This window comes from Bacillus toyonensis BCT-7112, assembly GCF_000496285.1.
Taxonomy (GTDB): domain Bacteria; phylum Bacillota; class Bacilli; order Bacillales; family Bacillaceae_G; genus Bacillus_A; species Bacillus_A toyonensis.
Genome location: NC_022781.1, coordinates 2,566,110 through 2,584,906, shown reverse-complemented (window position 1 = coordinate 2,584,906; position 18,797 = coordinate 2,566,110). Strand labels below are relative to the sequence as shown.

Annotated in this window: 15 protein-coding genes; 11 read left to right on the top strand and 4 right to left on the bottom strand. The window is 34.6% G+C overall.

The window, feature by feature from the left end:
* The first annotated feature begins 180 nt into the window (after window positions 1–180).
* On the top strand, window positions 181–1,197 hold the full coding sequence (gene galE, locus BTOYO_RS13315) for a UDP-glucose 4-epimerase GalE (protein ID WP_000996154.1): 1,017 nt from the start codon (window positions 181–183) through the stop codon (window positions 1,195–1,197).
* Window positions 1,198–1,364: 167 nt separating this feature from the next.
* Here the strand turns inward: galE and BTOYO_RS13310 are convergent, their stop codons facing one another.
* Window positions 1,365–1,766, bottom strand: a complete 402-nt coding sequence (locus tag BTOYO_RS13310; RefSeq protein WP_001128273.1) for a hypothetical protein — start codon at window positions 1,764–1,766, stop codon at window positions 1,365–1,367.
* Window positions 1,767–2,138: 372 nt separating this feature from the next.
* Between BTOYO_RS13310 and BTOYO_RS13305 the strand changes: the two genes are divergently transcribed.
* On the top strand, window positions 2,139–2,729 hold the full coding sequence (locus BTOYO_RS13305; protein WP_000542573.1) for an AmiS/UreI family transporter: 591 nt from the start codon (window positions 2,139–2,141) through the stop codon (window positions 2,727–2,729).
* Window positions 2,730–2,823: 94 nt separating this feature from the next.
* The gene (locus BTOYO_RS13300) at window positions 2,824–3,717 is read left to right on the top strand and encodes an NAD-dependent epimerase/dehydratase family protein (RefSeq protein ID WP_000847857.1); all 894 of its coding nucleotides are present in this window, start codon (window positions 2,824–2,826) and stop codon (window positions 3,715–3,717) included.
* Between the two features lie 88 nt (window positions 3,718–3,805).
* On the opposite strand, the gene sodA is transcribed toward BTOYO_RS13300, so the two are convergent.
* The gene (gene sodA, locus BTOYO_RS13295; RefSeq protein ID WP_000094062.1) at window positions 3,806–4,432 is read right to left on the bottom strand and encodes a superoxide dismutase [Mn]; all 627 of its coding nucleotides are present in this window, start codon (window positions 4,430–4,432) and stop codon (window positions 3,806–3,808) included.
* Window positions 4,433–4,647: 215 nt separating this feature from the next.
* Between sodA and BTOYO_RS13290 the strand changes: the two genes are divergently transcribed.
* Together BTOYO_RS13290 and BTOYO_RS13285 are read left to right on the top strand one after the other, a co-directional pair.
* Complete coding sequence (locus BTOYO_RS13290; protein ID WP_000047638.1) at window positions 4,648–5,718, top strand: nitric oxide synthase oxygenase; 1,071 nt, start codon at window positions 4,648–4,650, stop codon at window positions 5,716–5,718.
* Window positions 5,719–6,083: 365 nt separating this feature from the next.
* Window positions 6,084–7,652: a BCCT family transporter gene (locus BTOYO_RS13285; RefSeq protein ID WP_001242402.1), complete on the top strand. Its 1,569-nt coding sequence runs from the start codon at window positions 6,084–6,086 to the stop codon at window positions 7,650–7,652.
* Window positions 7,653–7,711: 59 nt separating this feature from the next.
* Here BTOYO_RS13285 and BTOYO_RS13280 read toward each other — a convergent pair whose 3' ends face one another.
* Window positions 7,712–9,007 carry an MFS transporter gene (locus tag BTOYO_RS13280; protein ID WP_001028013.1) on the bottom strand — a complete coding sequence of 432 codons (1,296 nt, stop codon included), beginning with the start codon at window positions 9,005–9,007 and terminating at the stop codon, window positions 7,712–7,714.
* A 327-nt stretch (window positions 9,008–9,334) separates the two neighbouring features.
* Here BTOYO_RS13280 and lytS point away from each other — a divergent pair, with 327 nt between their 5' ends.
* The 6 genes from lytS (at window position 9,335) to msrB (ending at window position 15,531) form a co-directional block, all read left to right on the top strand.
* Window positions 9,335–11,104, top strand: coding sequence for a two-component system sensor histidine kinase LytS (gene lytS / locus BTOYO_RS13275; RefSeq protein ID WP_000933605.1), 1,770 nt, complete (start codon window positions 9,335–9,337; stop codon window positions 11,102–11,104).
* Entirely contained in the window at window positions 11,082–11,822 is a 741-nt protein-coding gene (locus BTOYO_RS13270) for a LytR/AlgR family response regulator transcription factor (protein ID WP_000921837.1), read from the top strand. The genes lytS and BTOYO_RS13270 overlap by 23 nt, the downstream gene beginning before the upstream one ends.
* Before the next feature lie 132 nt (window positions 11,823–11,954).
* Window positions 11,955–12,386, top strand: coding sequence for an antiholin-like murein hydrolase modulator LrgA (gene lrgA, locus BTOYO_RS13265; RefSeq protein ID WP_000104898.1), 432 nt, complete (start codon window positions 11,955–11,957; stop codon window positions 12,384–12,386).
* 34 nt (window positions 12,387–12,420) lie between these two features.
* Window positions 12,421–13,113 (top strand): antiholin-like protein LrgB, encoded by a 693-nt coding sequence (lrgB, locus tag BTOYO_RS13260; protein WP_000168869.1) that lies wholly within the window; start codon window positions 12,421–12,423, stop codon window positions 13,111–13,113.
* Window positions 13,114–13,430: 317 nt separating this feature from the next.
* Window positions 13,431–14,474 carry an AI-2E family transporter gene (locus BTOYO_RS13255; RefSeq protein WP_001166022.1) on the top strand — a complete coding sequence of 348 codons (1,044 nt, stop codon included), beginning with the start codon at window positions 13,431–13,433 and terminating at the stop codon, window positions 14,472–14,474.
* Window positions 14,475–14,565: 91 nt separating this feature from the next.
* Window positions 14,566–15,531 carry a peptide-methionine (R)-S-oxide reductase MsrB gene (gene msrB, locus BTOYO_RS13250; RefSeq protein ID WP_000290143.1) on the top strand — a complete coding sequence of 322 codons (966 nt, stop codon included), beginning with the start codon at window positions 14,566–14,568 and terminating at the stop codon, window positions 15,529–15,531.
* A gap of 28 nt (window positions 15,532–15,559) precedes the next feature.
* Here the strand turns inward: msrB and BTOYO_RS13245 are convergent, their stop codons facing one another.
* Entirely contained in the window at window positions 15,560–18,676 is a 3,117-nt protein-coding gene (locus tag BTOYO_RS13245; protein ID WP_001033538.1) for an efflux RND transporter permease subunit, read from the bottom strand.
* Between the last annotated feature and the right edge of the window lie 121 nt (window positions 18,677–18,797).

The following is an 18,797-nucleotide window of genomic DNA, read 5'->3' as shown; positions in this document are numbered from 1 at the left end:
TAATAAAAAATGATATAGAAAAATATAGATGTTGAAGAGCTACATAACTTAAAGGTTATGTAGCTTTTTATATAAAAGAAAATTTAAAATATTTAGAATTTATATCTTGGAATATGATAGGATAGATGTGTATTGAGATTATAAAATTTTATAATTGATGATAAGTGGGGGACTATATATATGGCGATACTTATAACGGGTGGAGCAGGATATATTGGTAGTCATACGTGTATAGAATTATTAAATAATAATTATAAAATTATAGTCGTAGATAATCTTTCAAATAGTTCAATAGAGTCTTTAAACCGAGTAAAAGAAATAACAGGGAAACAATTTAAATTTTATAATGAAAGTGTTTTAAATCGTGAAAAAATGAATGAGATTTTTTTGGAAAATAACATTGAAGCAGTTATTCATTTTGCTGGCTTCAAAGCAGTTGGGGAATCTACTACAATTCCGCTTACATATTATTATAATAATATTATAAGTACGATTATATTATGTGATGTAATGCAAAAACATAATGTGAAAAAATTTATTTTTAGTTCGTCTGCAACTGTATATGGAATTCCAAAAACATCACCAATTACGGAAGAATTTCCATTAAGCGTGACAAATCCATATGGGCAAACAAAGTTAATGATAGAGCAAATTATGCGTGATGTTGCAAAAGCTGATGGTGAATGGAGTATCGCGTTACTTCGTTATTTCAACCCATTTGGGGCGCATCAAAGTGGTCGTATTGGAGAAGATCCAAATGGGATTCCTAATAATTTAATGCCATATGTAACACAAGTAGCGGTAGGGAAGTTAAAGGAATTAAATATATTTGGAAATGACTATCCAACAAAAGACGGGACAGGTGTTCGTGATTATATTCACGTTGTTGACCTTGCAAAAGGACATGTAAAGGCACTTGAGAAAGTGCTTGAAACTACAGGAATAGATGCATATAACCTTGGTACAGGGAAAGGGTATAGTGTATTGGAGATGGTTAATGCTTTTGAGAAGGTTTCGGGCAAAAAAATACCGTATAAAATTATCGGGCGTCGTCCTGGGGACGTAGCGATATGTTTTGCTGATGTATCTAAAGCGAAGCGAGAATTAGGATGGGAAGCGGAATATGGATTAGAAGAAATGTGTTTAGATTCTTGGAGATGGCAGGTAAATAATAAAAATGGCTATCAAATGATTTAAGGAGGATACTTTATTTTTATTGTATTTATGTATAATAAAGGAACCAAAGGTCAGTAATAGTTTTCGTTGAGGAAAAGAAAATGAAAGAGAGTATTACTGACCATAGCACTTCAATAGGAATTTAATCTATTGAATGCTTTTATAAATTGGTGATTTGGAAAGAGAACTTAATGAATTCGAACAAGTTGTTTATGATATACGGTATTACCTTCTTGGCTTGCGTATGGCGGTATGCTTCGTCCAAAACAATTTGCGATAATATTGGAGTGGCTAGGATAAGAAATACGAATTTCATACAAGTCAACAGCGTCACCTAAATCAGCATAAAAAACTGCTAAGTTGTTCCCTTGTAAAATATATGGAAATACTACTTCCGCATTTTCACCAATTAGTACAGGTAATTTTACAGGATTAGAATAGTTAGACCAATCCCAAACCTCTATACTTACATAGTGTGCGTAAAATGCATCTAAATTTACAATGTTTACTACTGCTGAAACAGTTGCAGGCTCTCTTGTTAATACACCTGTGGAGTGAAAAACAGGTTGATTTGGATAATGAAGAGGCATAAATATCAAACCTTCCTTAAAATGATATGATTGTACTATATTTTATGCTAGGCATTAGTAGAATGAGATAGGGAAAATGTATCATTCTATTCATTTTTTATAGAAATTAAAAACGTATGATTGAAAAGTATTCCAACACTTGTATCCTTGTTAGAGTCCGTTTATAATCAAGGAATCCTATTGCATATTTTGATAGGGTTATTTATTATTGAAAGCGTTTTAAGTTTGCTCTTTTTTAAGGTAGGAAGTCTGACTTATTCAGATGAAAAATTATGTATGTAGTTTTAAATGGGAAGAAAAATAATATAGGTATCACTTTAAAGTGTGGGGAGGTTAAAAGTGTGAAAAGATAAGATTTTCACACGAATATATATGGGTTATGTAGGATTATTACTTTCAGGTGCAGCTTTATTTTTAAATAGTCTTGTTATATTAGGAAAAGCAGAGATGAAAAGCGCAGGTGTTTTTAATTTATTTGTGGGGGCATTACAAATTATCATTCCGTTCTATTTGATTATGATTTCTGATCAAAGTAATTGGACGGTATATTCATATGCAGCTACCTTTTTATTTGGATTAACCTATTTATATGTAGGTGTTACTTTTATAAAGGGAATGGATAGTAGTGGTCTAGGATGGTTCTGTATTTGGGTAGCGATTATTGCTTTATTCTATATGGTCGTTTCATTTGTTCAATTCAACGATGTTGTTAATGCGTTAACATGGTTTATGTGGGCATTACTTTGGTATTTATTCTTTGTATTAAATACACAAAAAAAGAATATCAATCAATATCTTGGAAGAATTGCTTTCGTACAATCATGGGTAACATTGACACTGCCTTCACTCTTTTATTTTATGGGAGTTTGGGGAGAGGGATTTGTATATGAACTATGGGTTTATGTATCAGTAATTTCTATTTTATATTTCTGTTATTGTATTTTTAAATATCGAGTACGTTAATGCGTCATATGTAGAAAAAACATGGAATCGTTAAACTGATTCCATGTTTTTTTATTTTAGCATTTATAATAAGGGAGGTAGTATTTTACAATTTATGAAAACGGGGATGATGAAGGTGAAAAAAGTATTGGTACTAGGGGGAACAAGATTTTTTGGTAAACATTTAGTAGAAGTACTGTTGCAAGTTGGACATGATGTAACGATTGCGACGAGGGGAGTTACTAAAGATTCCTTTGGAAGTGCAGTAAAAAGAATCATCGTAGATAGAGAAGACGAAAAAGAACTAGCAAAGCGTTTAGAAGGTAAAAGTTATGATATTGTATACGATAATTTATGCTATAGCTCAAATGCAGCGAAGAGAGCATGTGAAGTGTTAAAAGGAAAAACTAAGAAGTATATTATGACATCTTCAATGGCTGTCTATGAGCCTGCGCTAGGTCTGTTAGAAGAGGACTTTAATCCATATGAGTATGCAATCACGTATGGAGATAGGAATGATTTTAATTATAGTGAAGGTAAGAGATTAGCTGAGGCAGTTGTATTTCAACATGCAGCATTCCCAGTTGTTGCAGTGCGTTTTCCAGTTGTTATTGGAGAAAATGATTATACGAAAAGATTACAATTTTACGTTGAACATGTTGTGAAACAAGAGCCTATCGTTGTGGATCATGTAGATGGAGATTTGGCATTTATACATGAGAAAGAAGCAGGAGAGTTTTTAGCTTGGTGTGGGATGGAAAACATAGAAGGGCCGATTAATGCTTGTAGCAACGGGGTAGTTTCTACCAGAGAAGTTATTCGTTTCATAGAAGAAAATACGGGGATAAAAGCTCTCATTCAAGAAGTAGGAGATAATAAAGCGCCTTATAATGAAGTAATTAATTGTACGTTACATAATGAAAAGGCTCGTGAATTGGGATTTCCATTCCGAGAGTTGAAACTAGAAATGAAAAATATTTTACGCCATTACATAAATACAATGAAGTAATCATAAATCCCCCGGTGGCAATCCGGGGGATTCTGGAGGATTTCGACAATACTGATTTTACATTACCAAATTTACCTTATACGCACGACTAATGTTTTTGTGATTGAATTGCTTGTAAATATTTCTCGTTTACCCGGTCCCAGTTCACTGTATGCCACCAGTTGGTAACAAACTCTGGGCGCCGATTTTGATACTTTAAATAATAGGCATGTTCCCATACATCAATGACGAGTAACGGGATCTTCCCTTCTTGCAAAGGTGTATCTTGATTCGGTGTACTCATAACAGAAAGTTCTTCACCGTCAAGAACAAGCCATCCATATCCACTTCCAAAACGACTAATGGCCGCTTTGGACAGTTGGTCTTTTAAGTTGTCAAAGGTATTGAAATAATAATCAATTCCTTTTGCAACGTCTCCATTAGGATCGCCGCCACCTCGAGGGCTCATCACTTCCCAAAAAAGACTATGACAATAATGACCACCACCGTTATTTCTAACTGCTGTAATAATTTCCATTGGTAAATCATCCAAATTACATAGTAACTCTTCTAAAGATTTATTATGTAATTCAGTATAGTTTTCTAAAGTAGCATTTAAATTGTTTACATATGTCGCATGGTGCTTTCCGTGATGAATAGAAAGTGTATTGCTATCAATATATGGCTCTAATTCATCATAGTCATATGAAAGTTTTGGCAATTGAAATGAAGACATAATATTACCTCCTTTCTAGTTTAAAAGTTGACCTAGGTAAAAATATTTTACCTGAGTCAAAAATACACTTATTTTTCATAGAAGTCAAGAGAGATTTCTATAATTTTCTGAAAATATTACAATAAAAGTAACACTTTCACTTTCGTTTGTGACTATTATCCTTTTTGCTTATACTGTAAATTAGTAGCGTTTGTTGAAATAGAAGGAGATTGTTTATGAGTAAAACGAAACAATTAATAGAGGAAGCGAGTAATTTTATTACTACTTGCTATAAAGAGCTTAATAAAGAGCAATTCATAGAAGAGCGTATAAAAGAAATTCACATGGAAATAGAGAGAACGGGAACGTATGAGCATACATTTGAAGAACTTGTTCATGGTTCGCGAATGGCATGGCGTAATAGTAATAGATGTATTGGAAGGCTATTCTGGAGTAAGATGCACATATTAGATGCACGTGAAGTGAATGATGAAGAAGGTGTATATAATGCGTTAATTCATCACATTAAATATGCAACGAACGACGGGAAAGTTAAACCGACAATTACAATTTTTAAGCAATATGAAAGTGAAGAAAATAATATACGAATTTATAATCATCAATTAATTCGATATGCAGGATATAAAACAGAAATGGGAGTAATCGGTGATTCTCATTCCGCTACATTTACGGATTTTTGTCAGGAACTTGGCTGGCAAGGAGAAGGTACGAATTTTGATGTATTACCGCTTGTATTTTCTGTTGATGGAAAAGAGCCTATATATAAAGAAATTCCAAAAGAAGAAGTAAAAGAAGTACCAATTGAGCATCCAGATTACCCAATCTCATCTTTAGAAGTGAAATGGTATGGAGTGCCGATGATTTCAGATATGCGTTTAGAGATTGGTGGTATTTCTTATACGGCAGCTCCGTTTAATGGATGGTATATGGGGACGGAAATTGGAGCTCGGAACTTAGCTGATCAGGATCGTTATAATTTACTTCCAGCAGTTGCAGAAATGATGAATTTAGATACATCAAGAAATAGCACGTTATGGAAAGACAAGGCATTAATTGAGTTGAACATTGCTGTATTATATTCATTTAAAAAACAAGGAATTAGTATTGTTGACCACCATACTGCTGCACAACAATTTCAGCAATTTGAGAAGCAAGAAGCTGCCTGTGGTCGCGTTGTAACAGGAAATTGGGTATGGTTAATACCGCCATTATCGCCAGCTGCCACTCATATTTATCATAAACCGTATCCGAATGATATTTTGAAGCCAAATTTCTTTCATAAATAATATTTAGTATAGGGGGGATTTCCTGTAAAATATAAAATTTTTTTAATTACTGTTATGTAGCAAATGGAAGCCTTTACTCTCGGTTATTTTTGGCAGGAGCTTTTTGAACCAGGGAGTTCCTTATGTTATAATCAAATTTCTGTTTCGAAGACCTTATAGACATATAAGGTCTTTTGTTTTGCTTTTTTATGTAAGAGGAATAGAATATTTCTTTTAAATAAGGGGTTTAGCATATTTTTAGGGACAACATAAGTATGTGGAAAATTGATGAATTATTATATTTATATAATAATTGTGTTTTGGATTTAAACAAGAAAACATAATAAAGTTGTTTTTTTAGATTGCTGAGGAAGGAGGATGTGTAAATGAGGATGAAGAATCAAAAAACAGATTGGCCTGTATTTCTTATTAGTGGTGGTTCGCTTTTATTATTTGTAATCGCAGTTTTCTTAAATAAAGGTTATGTAGAGGGAGCTATTAATCGCAGTTTTGCATTTTCAATTAAGTACTTCGGGGCTTTTTGGCAGATTTTATTGTTAGGTACATTTATTGTTGCGATGTGTATGGCATTCTCGAAATATGGGAAGGTCAAACTAGGTAATTTAGAAAAACCTGAGATTAGTACGGCAAAGTGGCTTGCTATTATTATGTCTACACTACTTGCCGGAGGTGGCGTTTTTTGGGCAGCGGCAGAGCCAATGTACCATTTGATGACGGTGCCACCAATACATGAAGGTATATCTGCTGGAACGAAAGAAGCAGTCATGCCTGCTTTAGCACAAAGTTATATGCATTGGGGATTTTTAGCTTGGACGATTTTAGGTACAATTAGTGCGGTAGTTATGATGTATGGACATTATCATAAAGGTATGCCGTTAAAACCTCGTACGCTTTTATATCCTATTTTTGGAGAGAAATTGCGAAAGAGTTTGCTTGGAACGATGATTGATGCATTTGCAATTATTGCAGTAGCTGCAGGAACAATTGGTCCGATCGGATTTTTAGGCTTACAAGCAAGTTATGGCTTACAAGCATTATTCGGAATTTCCGACGTGTTTACTACTCAATTAGCAATTATTATTTGTGTGGTAGCTGTTTCTACTATATCTGCGGTAACGGGTATTGATAAAGGGATTCAAATAATAAGTGATTTAAATGTTAAACTAGCGATTTTATTGATGGTGTTTGTGTTATTCTTTGGACCAGGTGGATTTATTATTGATTCATTTGTTTCTTCGTTTGGGTTTTATATAAATGAGTTTATACCAATGAGCACATACCGCGGGGATACAGGTTGGTTAGGATCTTGGACAATCTTTTTCTGGGGATGGTTTATTGGATATGGACCAATGATGGCAATTTTAGTAAGTCGAATTTCAAGAGGAAGAACGATTCGCGAAATCATCGTTGCAATTGGAATTATTGCACCTATTATTACAACGTTCTGGTTCACTATATTGGGGGGAACGGGTGTATTTTATGAATTAATGAAGCCTGGATCTATCTCGAACGCTTTAAGTGAATCTGGTATGCCAGCAGCTATGATTGCAATTACAGAGCAACTGCCACTATCTAATATTATTGGACCGGCATTTCTTTTATTAACAATTTTATTTGTAGTAACAACAGGAGATTCAATGGCTTATTCCATTTCAATGGCAGTGACTGGAGATGGAGATCCTAGAATTAGCTTGCGAATTTTTTGGTCGCTTATTATGGGAGCAGTTGCAGCAATTCTTTTATATATGGGAGAAGGAAGCATTAATGCATTACAATCTTTCATTGTAGTGACAGCTGTTCCGGTATCAATTTTGTTATTCCCGATGCTGTGGCTGGCACCTAAAGTTGCAGGAGAATTAGCATTGAAGCAAGGCATTGTACAAGAAAAAGATAAAACTGCTTTCTTATTCCAGAAAGCTAGTAAATCAAAATAAATGATAAATAAACACTGAAAAGAGGAAGCATTTTAAATGAGATGCTTCCTCTTTTTCGTTTAGTCTAATACTTTTCCCTTTGTTTCTGGCACACATAATAACATTGTAATTAATCCGATTGGATAGATGATGAAAATTAAGGATAATGCTCCAAGTAAATTTCCGCCTGTAGCGAGTAAACCGATAATAACAGGGCCAAATCCAGCTAAACCACGTCCTGTACCGAAAATAAAGTTTTCCGCTGTAGAGCGAGCTTCGGCGGGATAGTTTTCAGCTAAAATGGCTCCGAATCCGCCCATCATTCCATTTGCAAAGAATCCGAGCAATGCACTTCCCCATAATAATAATGTTGAATCTGTGAATAGGAAGAAGTAAATAAGACAGTATATAGTACCACCGATATAATAGATTGCAAAAGTTTTACGACGACCAATTTTATCAGCCAGAATACCAAAGGTTGCAATTCCAATGAGCATGCCAATCGTAGAGATGAACATCCAACCGCTCGCCTTTGCTAATGTATAGTTATATTTATTTGCTAAAATAGTTGGCATCCATGTGAAAATCCCATAATATCCGAAGTTCTGGATAAACGACATAATAATAAGACCAATTGTTGTTATTGTTACTTTTTTATTTGCAAATAACTTTTTAAGTGGGAATTTTTTTATTTGTTTTAGATGTTCTGCTTCAGTAGTTGTTAAAATACCATCAGCTTCTTTTTGTAACAATTCCTTTTTGTAGCGTTGTTTTTGCTCCCATATTTTCGGTTCACTTAAACTTTTACGTACATAAACAGCTAGTAAAGCTGGAATTAGTCCGAATAAGAAAACAGCTCTCCATCCAAAATGCGGGACAATAAATGCTGGAAGAAGTGAAGCTACTAAAACACCAAATTGCCATCCAAGTGCAACGACCGATGTTGCCTTAGCACGCATTTCTTTTGACCATGTTTCAGTTACGATGGCCATTCCAATTCCGAATTCACCACCAACTCCCATTCCAACTAAAAAGCGAAGAATTAATAATTGCCAGTAATCTGTTGCGAAATAAATGAGTGCTGTTGCTAGTGAAAATAGTAAGATGGTGAAAGCCATTGTACGGATACGACCAAATAAATCAGCGATAAACCCAAATAAATAAGAACCAATTAGCATACCAATTGTCGTAGCTAATGTTAAGTTCCCACCTTCAACAGGGCTTAAATGAAACTCTTTTAAAATATAGACGAGTACGAAAGATAAGAGCAGCATATCTAAACCTTCTGCGGCGTATCCTAGTGCAGAACCAAACAGTGTTTTATATCTTTTCTCTTTCGTCTCCTCTGTTGTTTGTACATCAGTGGTGATGTTCATTATTATTCCTCCTTATTTTCTTCTACAGTCGCTATGGAAGAATAACAAAAGGCCTTCTCACCTGATATGATGAGAAGGCCCAAAAAGCATACGTATCTCTAAAAAAGAACATACGTATATAGTATTCCGACTTCCTTCTCAACCTCACGGGGTTGGGTTAAAGGACTGTATGATATTACTTTATTTTTAGCACTCTTCTATTACATTGTCAAATAAAGAGGAGATTTCCATGTTTAAAATATTTCAAAAAACATTTCATTCTTCTTGACGCCTACTTCGTTATTTTCCCATAATAAAACTAACTAAATAAAAAGGAATGAATCAAAGATGTTAAATTTAGTACTCATGATGATTGAACGCGTCGGACTTATCGTTATTTTAGGATTTTTACTCTCTCATATTAAAACGTTTAGGCGCCTTCTCCATAGGCAGGACGGATATGTAGATAAGCTTAAGCTTATTTGTATTTTTTCTGTGTTTACAATTGTAAGCAATTACACCGGTATTGAAATAGCAGGAAATACGATTATGAATGAAAATTGGCTACAAGGTGTTTCTTCATCAAGTACCATTGCGAATACACGTATTATGGGTGTGGGTATTAGTGGTTTACTTGGTGGACCAATCGTAGGAGTTGGGGTAGGAGTTATCGCTGGTATTCATCGTTATATGCTCGGTGGTACGACAGCGCTAAGTTGTGCAATTTCTTCTATTTTAGCAGGGATTATAACAGGGTATATCGGATACCTTTTCAAAAAATATAACCGTACAATTACACCTAAGTTTTCAGCAATTTTAAGTGTTGTTATCGTTTCTTTAGAAATGATTATGATCCTATTAATTGTAGAGGATGGAATTAGTATTGTGAAAACAATTGCGATACCAATGATCCTTGTAAATAGTTTTGGAAGTTTTATTTTACTTTCTATGATACAAGCTATTTTGCGTCAGGAAGAGAACGCAAAGGCACTTCAGACCCATAAGGTATTACGTATTGCTGATAAAACGTTACCGTATTTTCGCCAAGGCTTAACAGAAGAATCGTGTAAGCATGTGGCACAAATTATTCACCGCTTTACAGGAACAGATGCGGTATCCTTAACAGATACAGAGAAAATATTAGCTCATGTTGGATTAGCATCAGATCACCATATTCCTTCACATAGTTTAATAACTGGTTTATCGAAAGAAGTGTTAAACACAGGGAAAATAATGAAAGCAAAATCACGTGAGGTTATTAATTGTCAACATGAAGGTTGTCCCTTGCAAGCGGCGATCGTTATTCCACTCACTTCACATGGAAATACGATAGGGACATTAAAACTGTATTTCAAAAATCCTAACCAATTAAGTCGTGTGGAAGAGGAATTAGCAGAAGGGTTGGCAAAAATATTCTCTACACAACTTGAATTAGGTGAAGCTGAATTGCAAAGCAAATTATTGCAAGATGCGGAGATAAAAGCATTACAAGCACAAATTAACCCGCACTTTTTATTTAATGCGATTAATACAGTATCAGCTTTATGCCGAACCGATGTAGAAAAAGCAAGGAAGTTATTATTACAGCTTAGTGTGTATTTCCGCTGTAATTTGCAAGGGGCACGTCAGTTATTGATTCCACTAGAACAAGAATTAAACCATGTACAGGCATACTTATCACTAGAACAAGCAAGGTTCCCAAATAAGTATGGAGTAAAGCTGTATATTGAGGAAGAGCTAAAGACAACTCTAGTACCACCATTTGTTCTTCAATTATTGGTTGAAAATGCATTGCGGCACGCTTTTCCAAAGAAACAACCAGTATGCGAAGTAGAAGTGCATGTGTTTGAAAGAGAAGGTATGGTTCACTTTGAAGTGAGGGATAATGGGCAGGGAATTGAGATAGAACGTTTAGAACAATTAGGGAAAATGGTAGTTTCATCAAAGAAAGGGACTGGAACAGCTTTATATAATATTAATGAACGTCTAGTCGGTTTATTTGGGAAAGACACGATGCTTCATATTGAAAGTGAATTAAATAAGGGGACGGAGGTTACCTTTATAATTCCAAAAAAAGTAGGGGAGGAAGAACGGGTTGTTAAAAGTATTAGTAGTTGATGATGAGATGTTAGCACGTGATGAGCTAAAATATTTATTAGAAAGAACGAAAGAAGTTGAGATAATTGGTGAGGCTGATTGTGTGGAAGACGCATTAGAGGAACTAATGAACCATAAACCAGATATTGTATTTCTGGATATTCAATTATCCGATGATAATGGATTTGAAATCGCAAATATATTAAAAAAGATGAAAAATCCTCCTGCGATTGTATTTGCAACGGCCTATGATCAATACGCATTACAAGCATTTGAAGTAGATGCGTTAGATTATATTTTAAAACCATTCGATGAAGAACGCATTGTACAGACATTGAAGAAATATAAAAAGCAAAAACAAGCGAAAATAGAAACGAAGCAAGAAATAAAGGGGACAGATGTAACAGCAGAGATGCATAAATTAGCATTGCCAATTGAGGAATCAATCGTACTTGTAAATATTGAAGATATTATATATGTAGGACTCGTAGATGGGAAAGTAACAGTAAAAACAATGAGGGAAACATATGTAACACACGATACACTTGTAATTTTGGAAAAGAAGTTACCACAAACAAGTTTTATGCGTGTTCATCGTAGTTTTATTGCAAATATTAATCATATTACAGAAGTGCAGCCGTGGTTCAATTCTACTTATAATTTAATTATGAAAGAAGGATCAAAAGTACCTGTTAGCCGTACATATGCAAAAGAACTTAAAAAGCTGCTTCGTATTTAAGAAGCAGCTTTTGTATTTCATCCTCTTATTTTTGTAACTGATTCTGTATATGTGACGCTCTGTTTTGTAAACGCTTACCAAAACGTGTACATCTTATACAATAAAGGTACCAAATCGAAAGAGGTGGCCAAAATGAGTACGAAAAAAGTATATAGTTTTTTATCACAAGCATTCATATTCTCAGCTATTATGTTAATTTCTAATATTATTGCAACACATTTACCAATTCCGATGCCTTCATCGGTAATCGGGTTAGTCATTTTATTTAGTCTATTATGCTTAAAAGTTATTAAATTAGAGCAGGTTGAATCACTCGGAACAGCTTTAACAGGTATTATCGGATTCCTTTTCGTCCCATCAGGTATTTCAGTTATTAATTCTCTTGGTGTAATGGGACAATATTTTGTACAAATACTAACTGTAATTGTTGTCGCAACAATTATTTTACTCGCTGTAACAGGGTTATTTGCACAATTTATTTTAGGAAAAGATGACAAAGAAACAAAAGATACAAAAGAATTGAAAGTAGTCAATAAAGGACGCAAGCACGGAAAAGTTGCGTAACCATTTTAGTATATATTGTTAGGGGGTAATGAACATGGCAAGTACAATGACTCCATATTTCGGAATCGTCGTTTCATTAATCGCATACGGAATCGGCACATTATTATTTAAGCACTCAAAAGGATTCTTCTTATTTACACCGTTATTCGTGGCAATGGTATTAGGGATTGTCTTTCTAAAGGTAGGTAATTTTACTTTTGAAGAATATAATACTGGCGGAAAAATGATTAGTTTCTTCTTAGAGCCAGCAACAATCGCATTTGCCATTCCATTATATAAACAAGTTGATAAGTTAAAAAAATATTGGTGGCAAATTTTATCGGCTATCGTGGTTGGATCTATTTGTTCAGTAATTGTCGTATTCATTGTAGCAAAGGCAATTGGTTTAGATACAGCAGTAATGAATTCAATGTTACCACAGGCAGCAACAACAGCAATTGCATTACCAATCTCTGAAAGTATTGGTGGTATTCCAGCCATAACATCGTTTGCAGTTATTTTTAACGCAGTTATCGTATACGCATTAGGAGCATTATTTTTAAAAACATTTAGAGTGAAACATCCAATTGCGAAAGGTCTAGCACTTGGAACAGCAGGTCATGCATTAGGTGTTGCGGTAGGAATTGAAATGGGTGAAGTAGAGGCAGCTATGGCAAGTATTGCTGTAACAGTAGTTGGGGTTGTAACAGTTGTCGTCATACCGATGTTCATGCCATTCATTGGATAGTAAAACTTACTTAAAAAATGAGAAAAGCAAGCTATTTGTAGGACACATTCCTACTGATGGCTTGCTTTTTATGTTACAGTAGTGGTAAGACCTATTGTTAGCAAAATGCAAGTTTCCTTAAATCTTCATTAATACTGTGTAGAATACGTTTTGAATTAGGTCATTGTATTGTAAAATAAGAAGTAAGCTACTGTATGGTTTTAGGAATTATATGATAGCTCATCTTCATATGAATGAATAAATTATAGGTAGAAAATAGAGAGAAATCTACTTATTAACGTTTTACTTTATAGGACAGGAGAGAGTACTCGTCGATTATGCAAATAAAAAACCTGTTTCAAAGCAAAGGATTTCAGAGGTTACTCGTATTAGTAATACTTGCTCTCGTGTTATATGGGTTGCAAAGTATGTTGAATTTAATATTAATTACGTTTATTCTTACGTATTTAATGGATCGATTCCAAAAGTTTATTTCTCGCAAATTAGATAATTTTATGCCCATTAATCGAAAACTCATTATAGCATTTCTATACGTAATGTTAATTGGTGGAATTGCTATTACACTATTTAAATATTTACCAGTATTAACGATACAAATTTCACAATTGATTTATCAATTTAACGTATTTTTAAGAAATCCACCGGATAGTGAATTGATTAAGTATGCGGTTAATGCTGTCAATCATATGGAACTTTCGAAATATGTAGGACAAGGCGTAGACATTTTGTATAAATCTATTACGAATGTTGGGAAGTTCGGTCTTCAAGTTTTACTTTCTTTAATTTTAAGTTTATTTTTCTTGTTGGAAAAGGCCCGTATCGTTGCTTTTACTGCAAAGTTTAAAGAAAGCAGGCTTGCAATTTTCTATCATGAAATTGAGTACTTCGGAAAGAAATTTGCACGTTCATTTGGAAAAGTAATTGAAGCACAATTTTTAATTGCGGTTGTTAACTGTGTTTTATCTGTTATTGCATTATGGATATTAGGATTTCCACAATTATTAGGTTTAGCGTTAATGATCTTCTTACTTGGTTTAATTCCAGTAGCTGGGGTTATTATTTCGTTATTCCCGCTTTGTATGATTGCTTACAATATCGGCGGTATTATGTACGTTGTTTATATTTTAATTATCGTAACAGTTATTCATGCACTTGAAAGTTACGTATTGAATCCGAAGTTTATGTCCCAAAAAACAAATTTACCGATTTTCTATACGTTTATGGTATTAATATTCTCAGAGCACTTTTTAGGTGTGTGGGGACTTATTATCGGTATTCCGATCTTCATTTTCTTATTAGATGTTTTAGATGTAACGAGTGATGAAATGGAGAGGGATATTGAAAAAAATAGAGTGAAGTAAAGAAAAAGCATCGATATTCGATGCTTTTTCTTTTATAACATTATGTTTCTTATGCCATACTGTAAGAAGAATATAGAATAGGGGTGAAATAATGGCTGTAAATGAAAAGATAGAATTGGCTACATTTGCTGGCGGGTGCTTCTGGTGTATGGTTTCGCCATTTGAAGAGATGGAAGGTATTATAAAGGTTGTTTCTGGCTATACAGGTGGTCATAAAGAAGATCCAACCTATAAAGAAGTTTGTTCAGAAACGACGGGACATTATGAAGCGGTACAAATTACATTTGATGCAAATAAAATGCCGTATGAAGAGTTGCTTCAAATATATTGGAGACAAATTGATCCAACTGACGTCGGCGGACAATTCCATGACCGTGGACAGTCTTATGAAACAGTGATTTTTTATCATAATGAAGAACAACAGAAAAAGGCAGAGGCTTCAAAAGAAGAACTTGCGAAGAGTGAGCGCTTTTCAAAGCCAATTGCGACAAAAATATTGCCAGCTGCTACATTTTATCCAGCTGAAGAATATCATCAAGGATATCATAAGAAAAATACATTCCGCTATGAGTTATATCGTAAAGGATCGGGACGAGATGCTTTTATTAAGCAACATTGGCCAAAGGATAATGCTCATTTAAAAGAAAAACTCAATGAGATGCAGTTTTATGTAACACAGGAAAACGGTACAGAACCACCATTTCGAAATGAGTATTGGAACCATCAAGAAGAAGGTCTTTATGTAGATATCGTTTCAGGCGAGCCATTGTTTACTTCTATAGATAAATTTGATAGTGGATGTGGCTGGCCGAGCTTTACGAAACCGGTGATGTCAGCTAGTGTGAAAGAAAAAATGGATGTTAGTCATAATATGACGCGCACGGAAGTGAGAAGTAAGGAAGGAGATTCACATCTTGGGCATGTATTTCCAGACGGCCCAGGACCAAATGGCCTTCGTTATTGTATAAATTCAGCAGCTCTTCGATTTATCCCAAAACGGGAGTTAGAGAAAGAAGGATATGGGGATTGCCTAATCTTGTTTGGAGATAAAAAATAACCTCGCTAATTGCGAGGTTATTTTTTTATTATTTTACTTTTTTCTTTTTAAACTTGCTTAATACTTCATAAACGATTGGAACGATAAGAAGTGTTAATAACGTTGAACTTGTTAATCCACCAATTACTGTTACACCAAGTCCTTTAGAAATTAAGCCGCTGCCTTCGAATCCTAATGCAAGCGGGATAAGAGCCCCGATTGTTGCAATTGCAGTCATTAAAATTGGACGAAGGCGTGTAGCACCAGCTTCTAGTAATGCTTCACGTGTGGATAAACCTTCATTTTCTTTATGAATAACACGGTCAATAAGCACGATTGCGTTTGTTACAACGATACCAATTAACATAAGCGCACCAATCATTGCAGATACACTTAACGTTTCACCAGAGATTAGTAAGGCAACGAGTGCACCAATGATTGTGAATGGTAGCGAGAATAAGATCGCAAATGGTGCAAGGGCACCACCAAATGTAACGACAAGAACGAAGTATACAATGGCAATCGCAGCTAACATCGCTAAGCCAAGTTGTTTGAATGATTCTTGAATATCCTTTGTAACGCCTCCCATAGAAACGTCTACACCAGAAGGAAGATCCATTTTATCTACTTCTTTTTGAACTGCAGCAGATGCTTTTGAAACGTCATCCGATGTTAATTTCGCACTAACTTCTGCATAAACGCGACCATCACGATGTTTTACTGTGTTAGAAGTTTCACCTTCTTTTACAGTCATCACATCTTTAACAGCAATTTCATTGCCAAGTGGTGTTGTAATTTTTCGATTTGTTAAATCATCGATTGTATCATAATTTTGTTTTTCAGCTTCTACATATACATTTACATCTTTACCGTCTTTTTTAATTGTTGTTAAAACAGGGCGATCATGTTGATTAGAAAGGCCCATTCCAATTTGAGCGGCCGTTAGACCCATTTTACTTAGCTTTTCTTGATCTGCTACTAAAGTGTACTCTGCATATGTTTTTGCAATACTAGAGTCTATGTCTTTTAAATCTTTGTTTTTCTTCATGATATTTTGAAGATCTTTTACGACAGGCTTAATGTCTTCCGAGCTATCTCCGTAAACGTATAGTTTAATTTCATTACTACCGCCACTTGCTCCGAAATCTTGGTTTTTCCATTCGCCTTTTCCAGACATCTTTTGTAAATCTTTCACGACTTGTTCTTTTTCTTTTTCAAAGTTTTTCGTATCGTTATCATATTGAACGAAGAACATTGCTTGATTTGATTGACCAGGACTCATTGGGTTTTCGCCACCTAATGAGAATTGAATTGTTTTGACGTCTTTATTATTTTGGAAGTGCTTCTCAGCTTTCGTTGCAATTTTTTCAACGTCTTCTAATGTTTGACCTGGCTCTGGATTGTATGTTGTAATAATCATTTTTTCTTCTTCAGAAGGTAAGAAGCTTACACCGATAATCGGCACAAGTGCGAGACTACCAACTAATAGAAGGACAGCGATACTTGATGTAATGATTTTATGATTTAAAGCCCATGCAAGTATGCGTTTATAACCGTTTGCTAATTTACTTGGTTTCTCTTCATGATGTACTTCTTTTTCTCTCATGCTCTCTTTTTTAAATAAAGAATGAGCTAGCATTGGTACGATTGTAACTGCTACTAGTAACGATGCTAATAAAGCGAAGACGATAGTTAAGGCGAATGGTAAGAACATTTCACCAATCATACCTTTTACAAGTCCAAGAGGTAAGAATACAGCAATGGTTACAATAGTAGAAGACATAATTGGGACAAACATTTCCTTCGTAGCTTCACGAATTAAATCTTTTCCGCGTAGTTTCTCTTCTGATAACGACATTCGTCGATAAATATTTTCAATAACAACAATTGAGTCATCGACAACGCGTCCGATAGCGACTGTCATTGCTCCAAGCGTCATAATGTTAAGCGTAATATCCATTTGCTTTATAACTAAAACAGCAATTAATAAAGAAAGTGGTATAGAAACGACAGAGATTAATGTTGTTCGGATATTTCGTAGGAACAACATTATAATAACAATCGCAAAGATAGCCCCGAAAATTGCTTTGCTAAGCATTGTTTCAACTGATTTCTCAATCGGTGCACCTTGGTCGAAGGTTGAGATGATTTCTAAGTCTTTATATTTTTTCTCAAGGTCTTTTACTTTATCTTTCACAGCATTTACAACATCAACCGTATTTGCATCAGCAGCCTTCACAATTTGAATTCCAATGGCTTCTTTTCCATTCGTTCGAGAAATAGATTCTGCTTTCCCAACTTCTTTAATGTCAGCAATTTCGTCTAATGTAACTGTTGGAATTCCATTCATAGCGGCTGGATTCATTTGCGGCGTTTGTGCACCGGCTCCAGCATTTTGATTACCTTGAGCGCTAGGTGCTGAAGGTACAGCTGGGATTTTTAGCTCTTTTAATGCTTTAATTGTTGTAATATTTCCATCTACAATAACTGATTTTTCCGTGTCTTTAAATGTATATAAGCCAAGTGGTAAAGATACATCCGATCCTTTAATCACATTTTTTACAGTATCTTCACTTAAACCTAATTCTTTCATCTTATCTTTCTTGAAAACAAGTTGTACTTCATCTACTTGTTGACCTGAAATTTGAACAGATGCAACACCATCAAGTCCTTTTAATCCTGGAACAACATTTTTTTCTACATTTTCTGTTAACGTAGCTAAAGATTCATTTTTACTTGCTACACTTAACGAAATAACAGGAAAAGCATTAAAGTTTACTCGTGAAACTTTCGGATCTTTTACGCCTTCAGGAAGTTTTACATTCGTGAGAGCTTCTTTAATTTCTGTTTCGGCCTTTTCCATATTTTTATCAAAATCATACTCTACTTGAATAGAAGATGCGTTTTGAAAAGATGATGAACTAACAACGTTTACACCGCTTAAATTTTGCAATTGCTCTTCCATCGGTTTTGAAACTTTGTCAGCTACTTCTTCTGGTGTAGCACCAGGATAAACCGTAGTTACTGTTACAACAGGTGTTGTAATATCAGGAATTGTTTCCAGTTTCATATTAAGCCCAGAATATATCCCTGCAATGGTAACAATAATGGTTAGTAGCCAAACTGCGAACTTATTTTTTAATGAGAAATTGATGATTTTGTTCATGTTTGCGCTCCCTTTATATTGTATTGACCAACTGGTCAGTCTAATACATAATATAACTGACTGGTTGGTCAGTAGTCAATGAAAAGAGATGGTATAATAAAATCAAATTCGAGTTTATAAT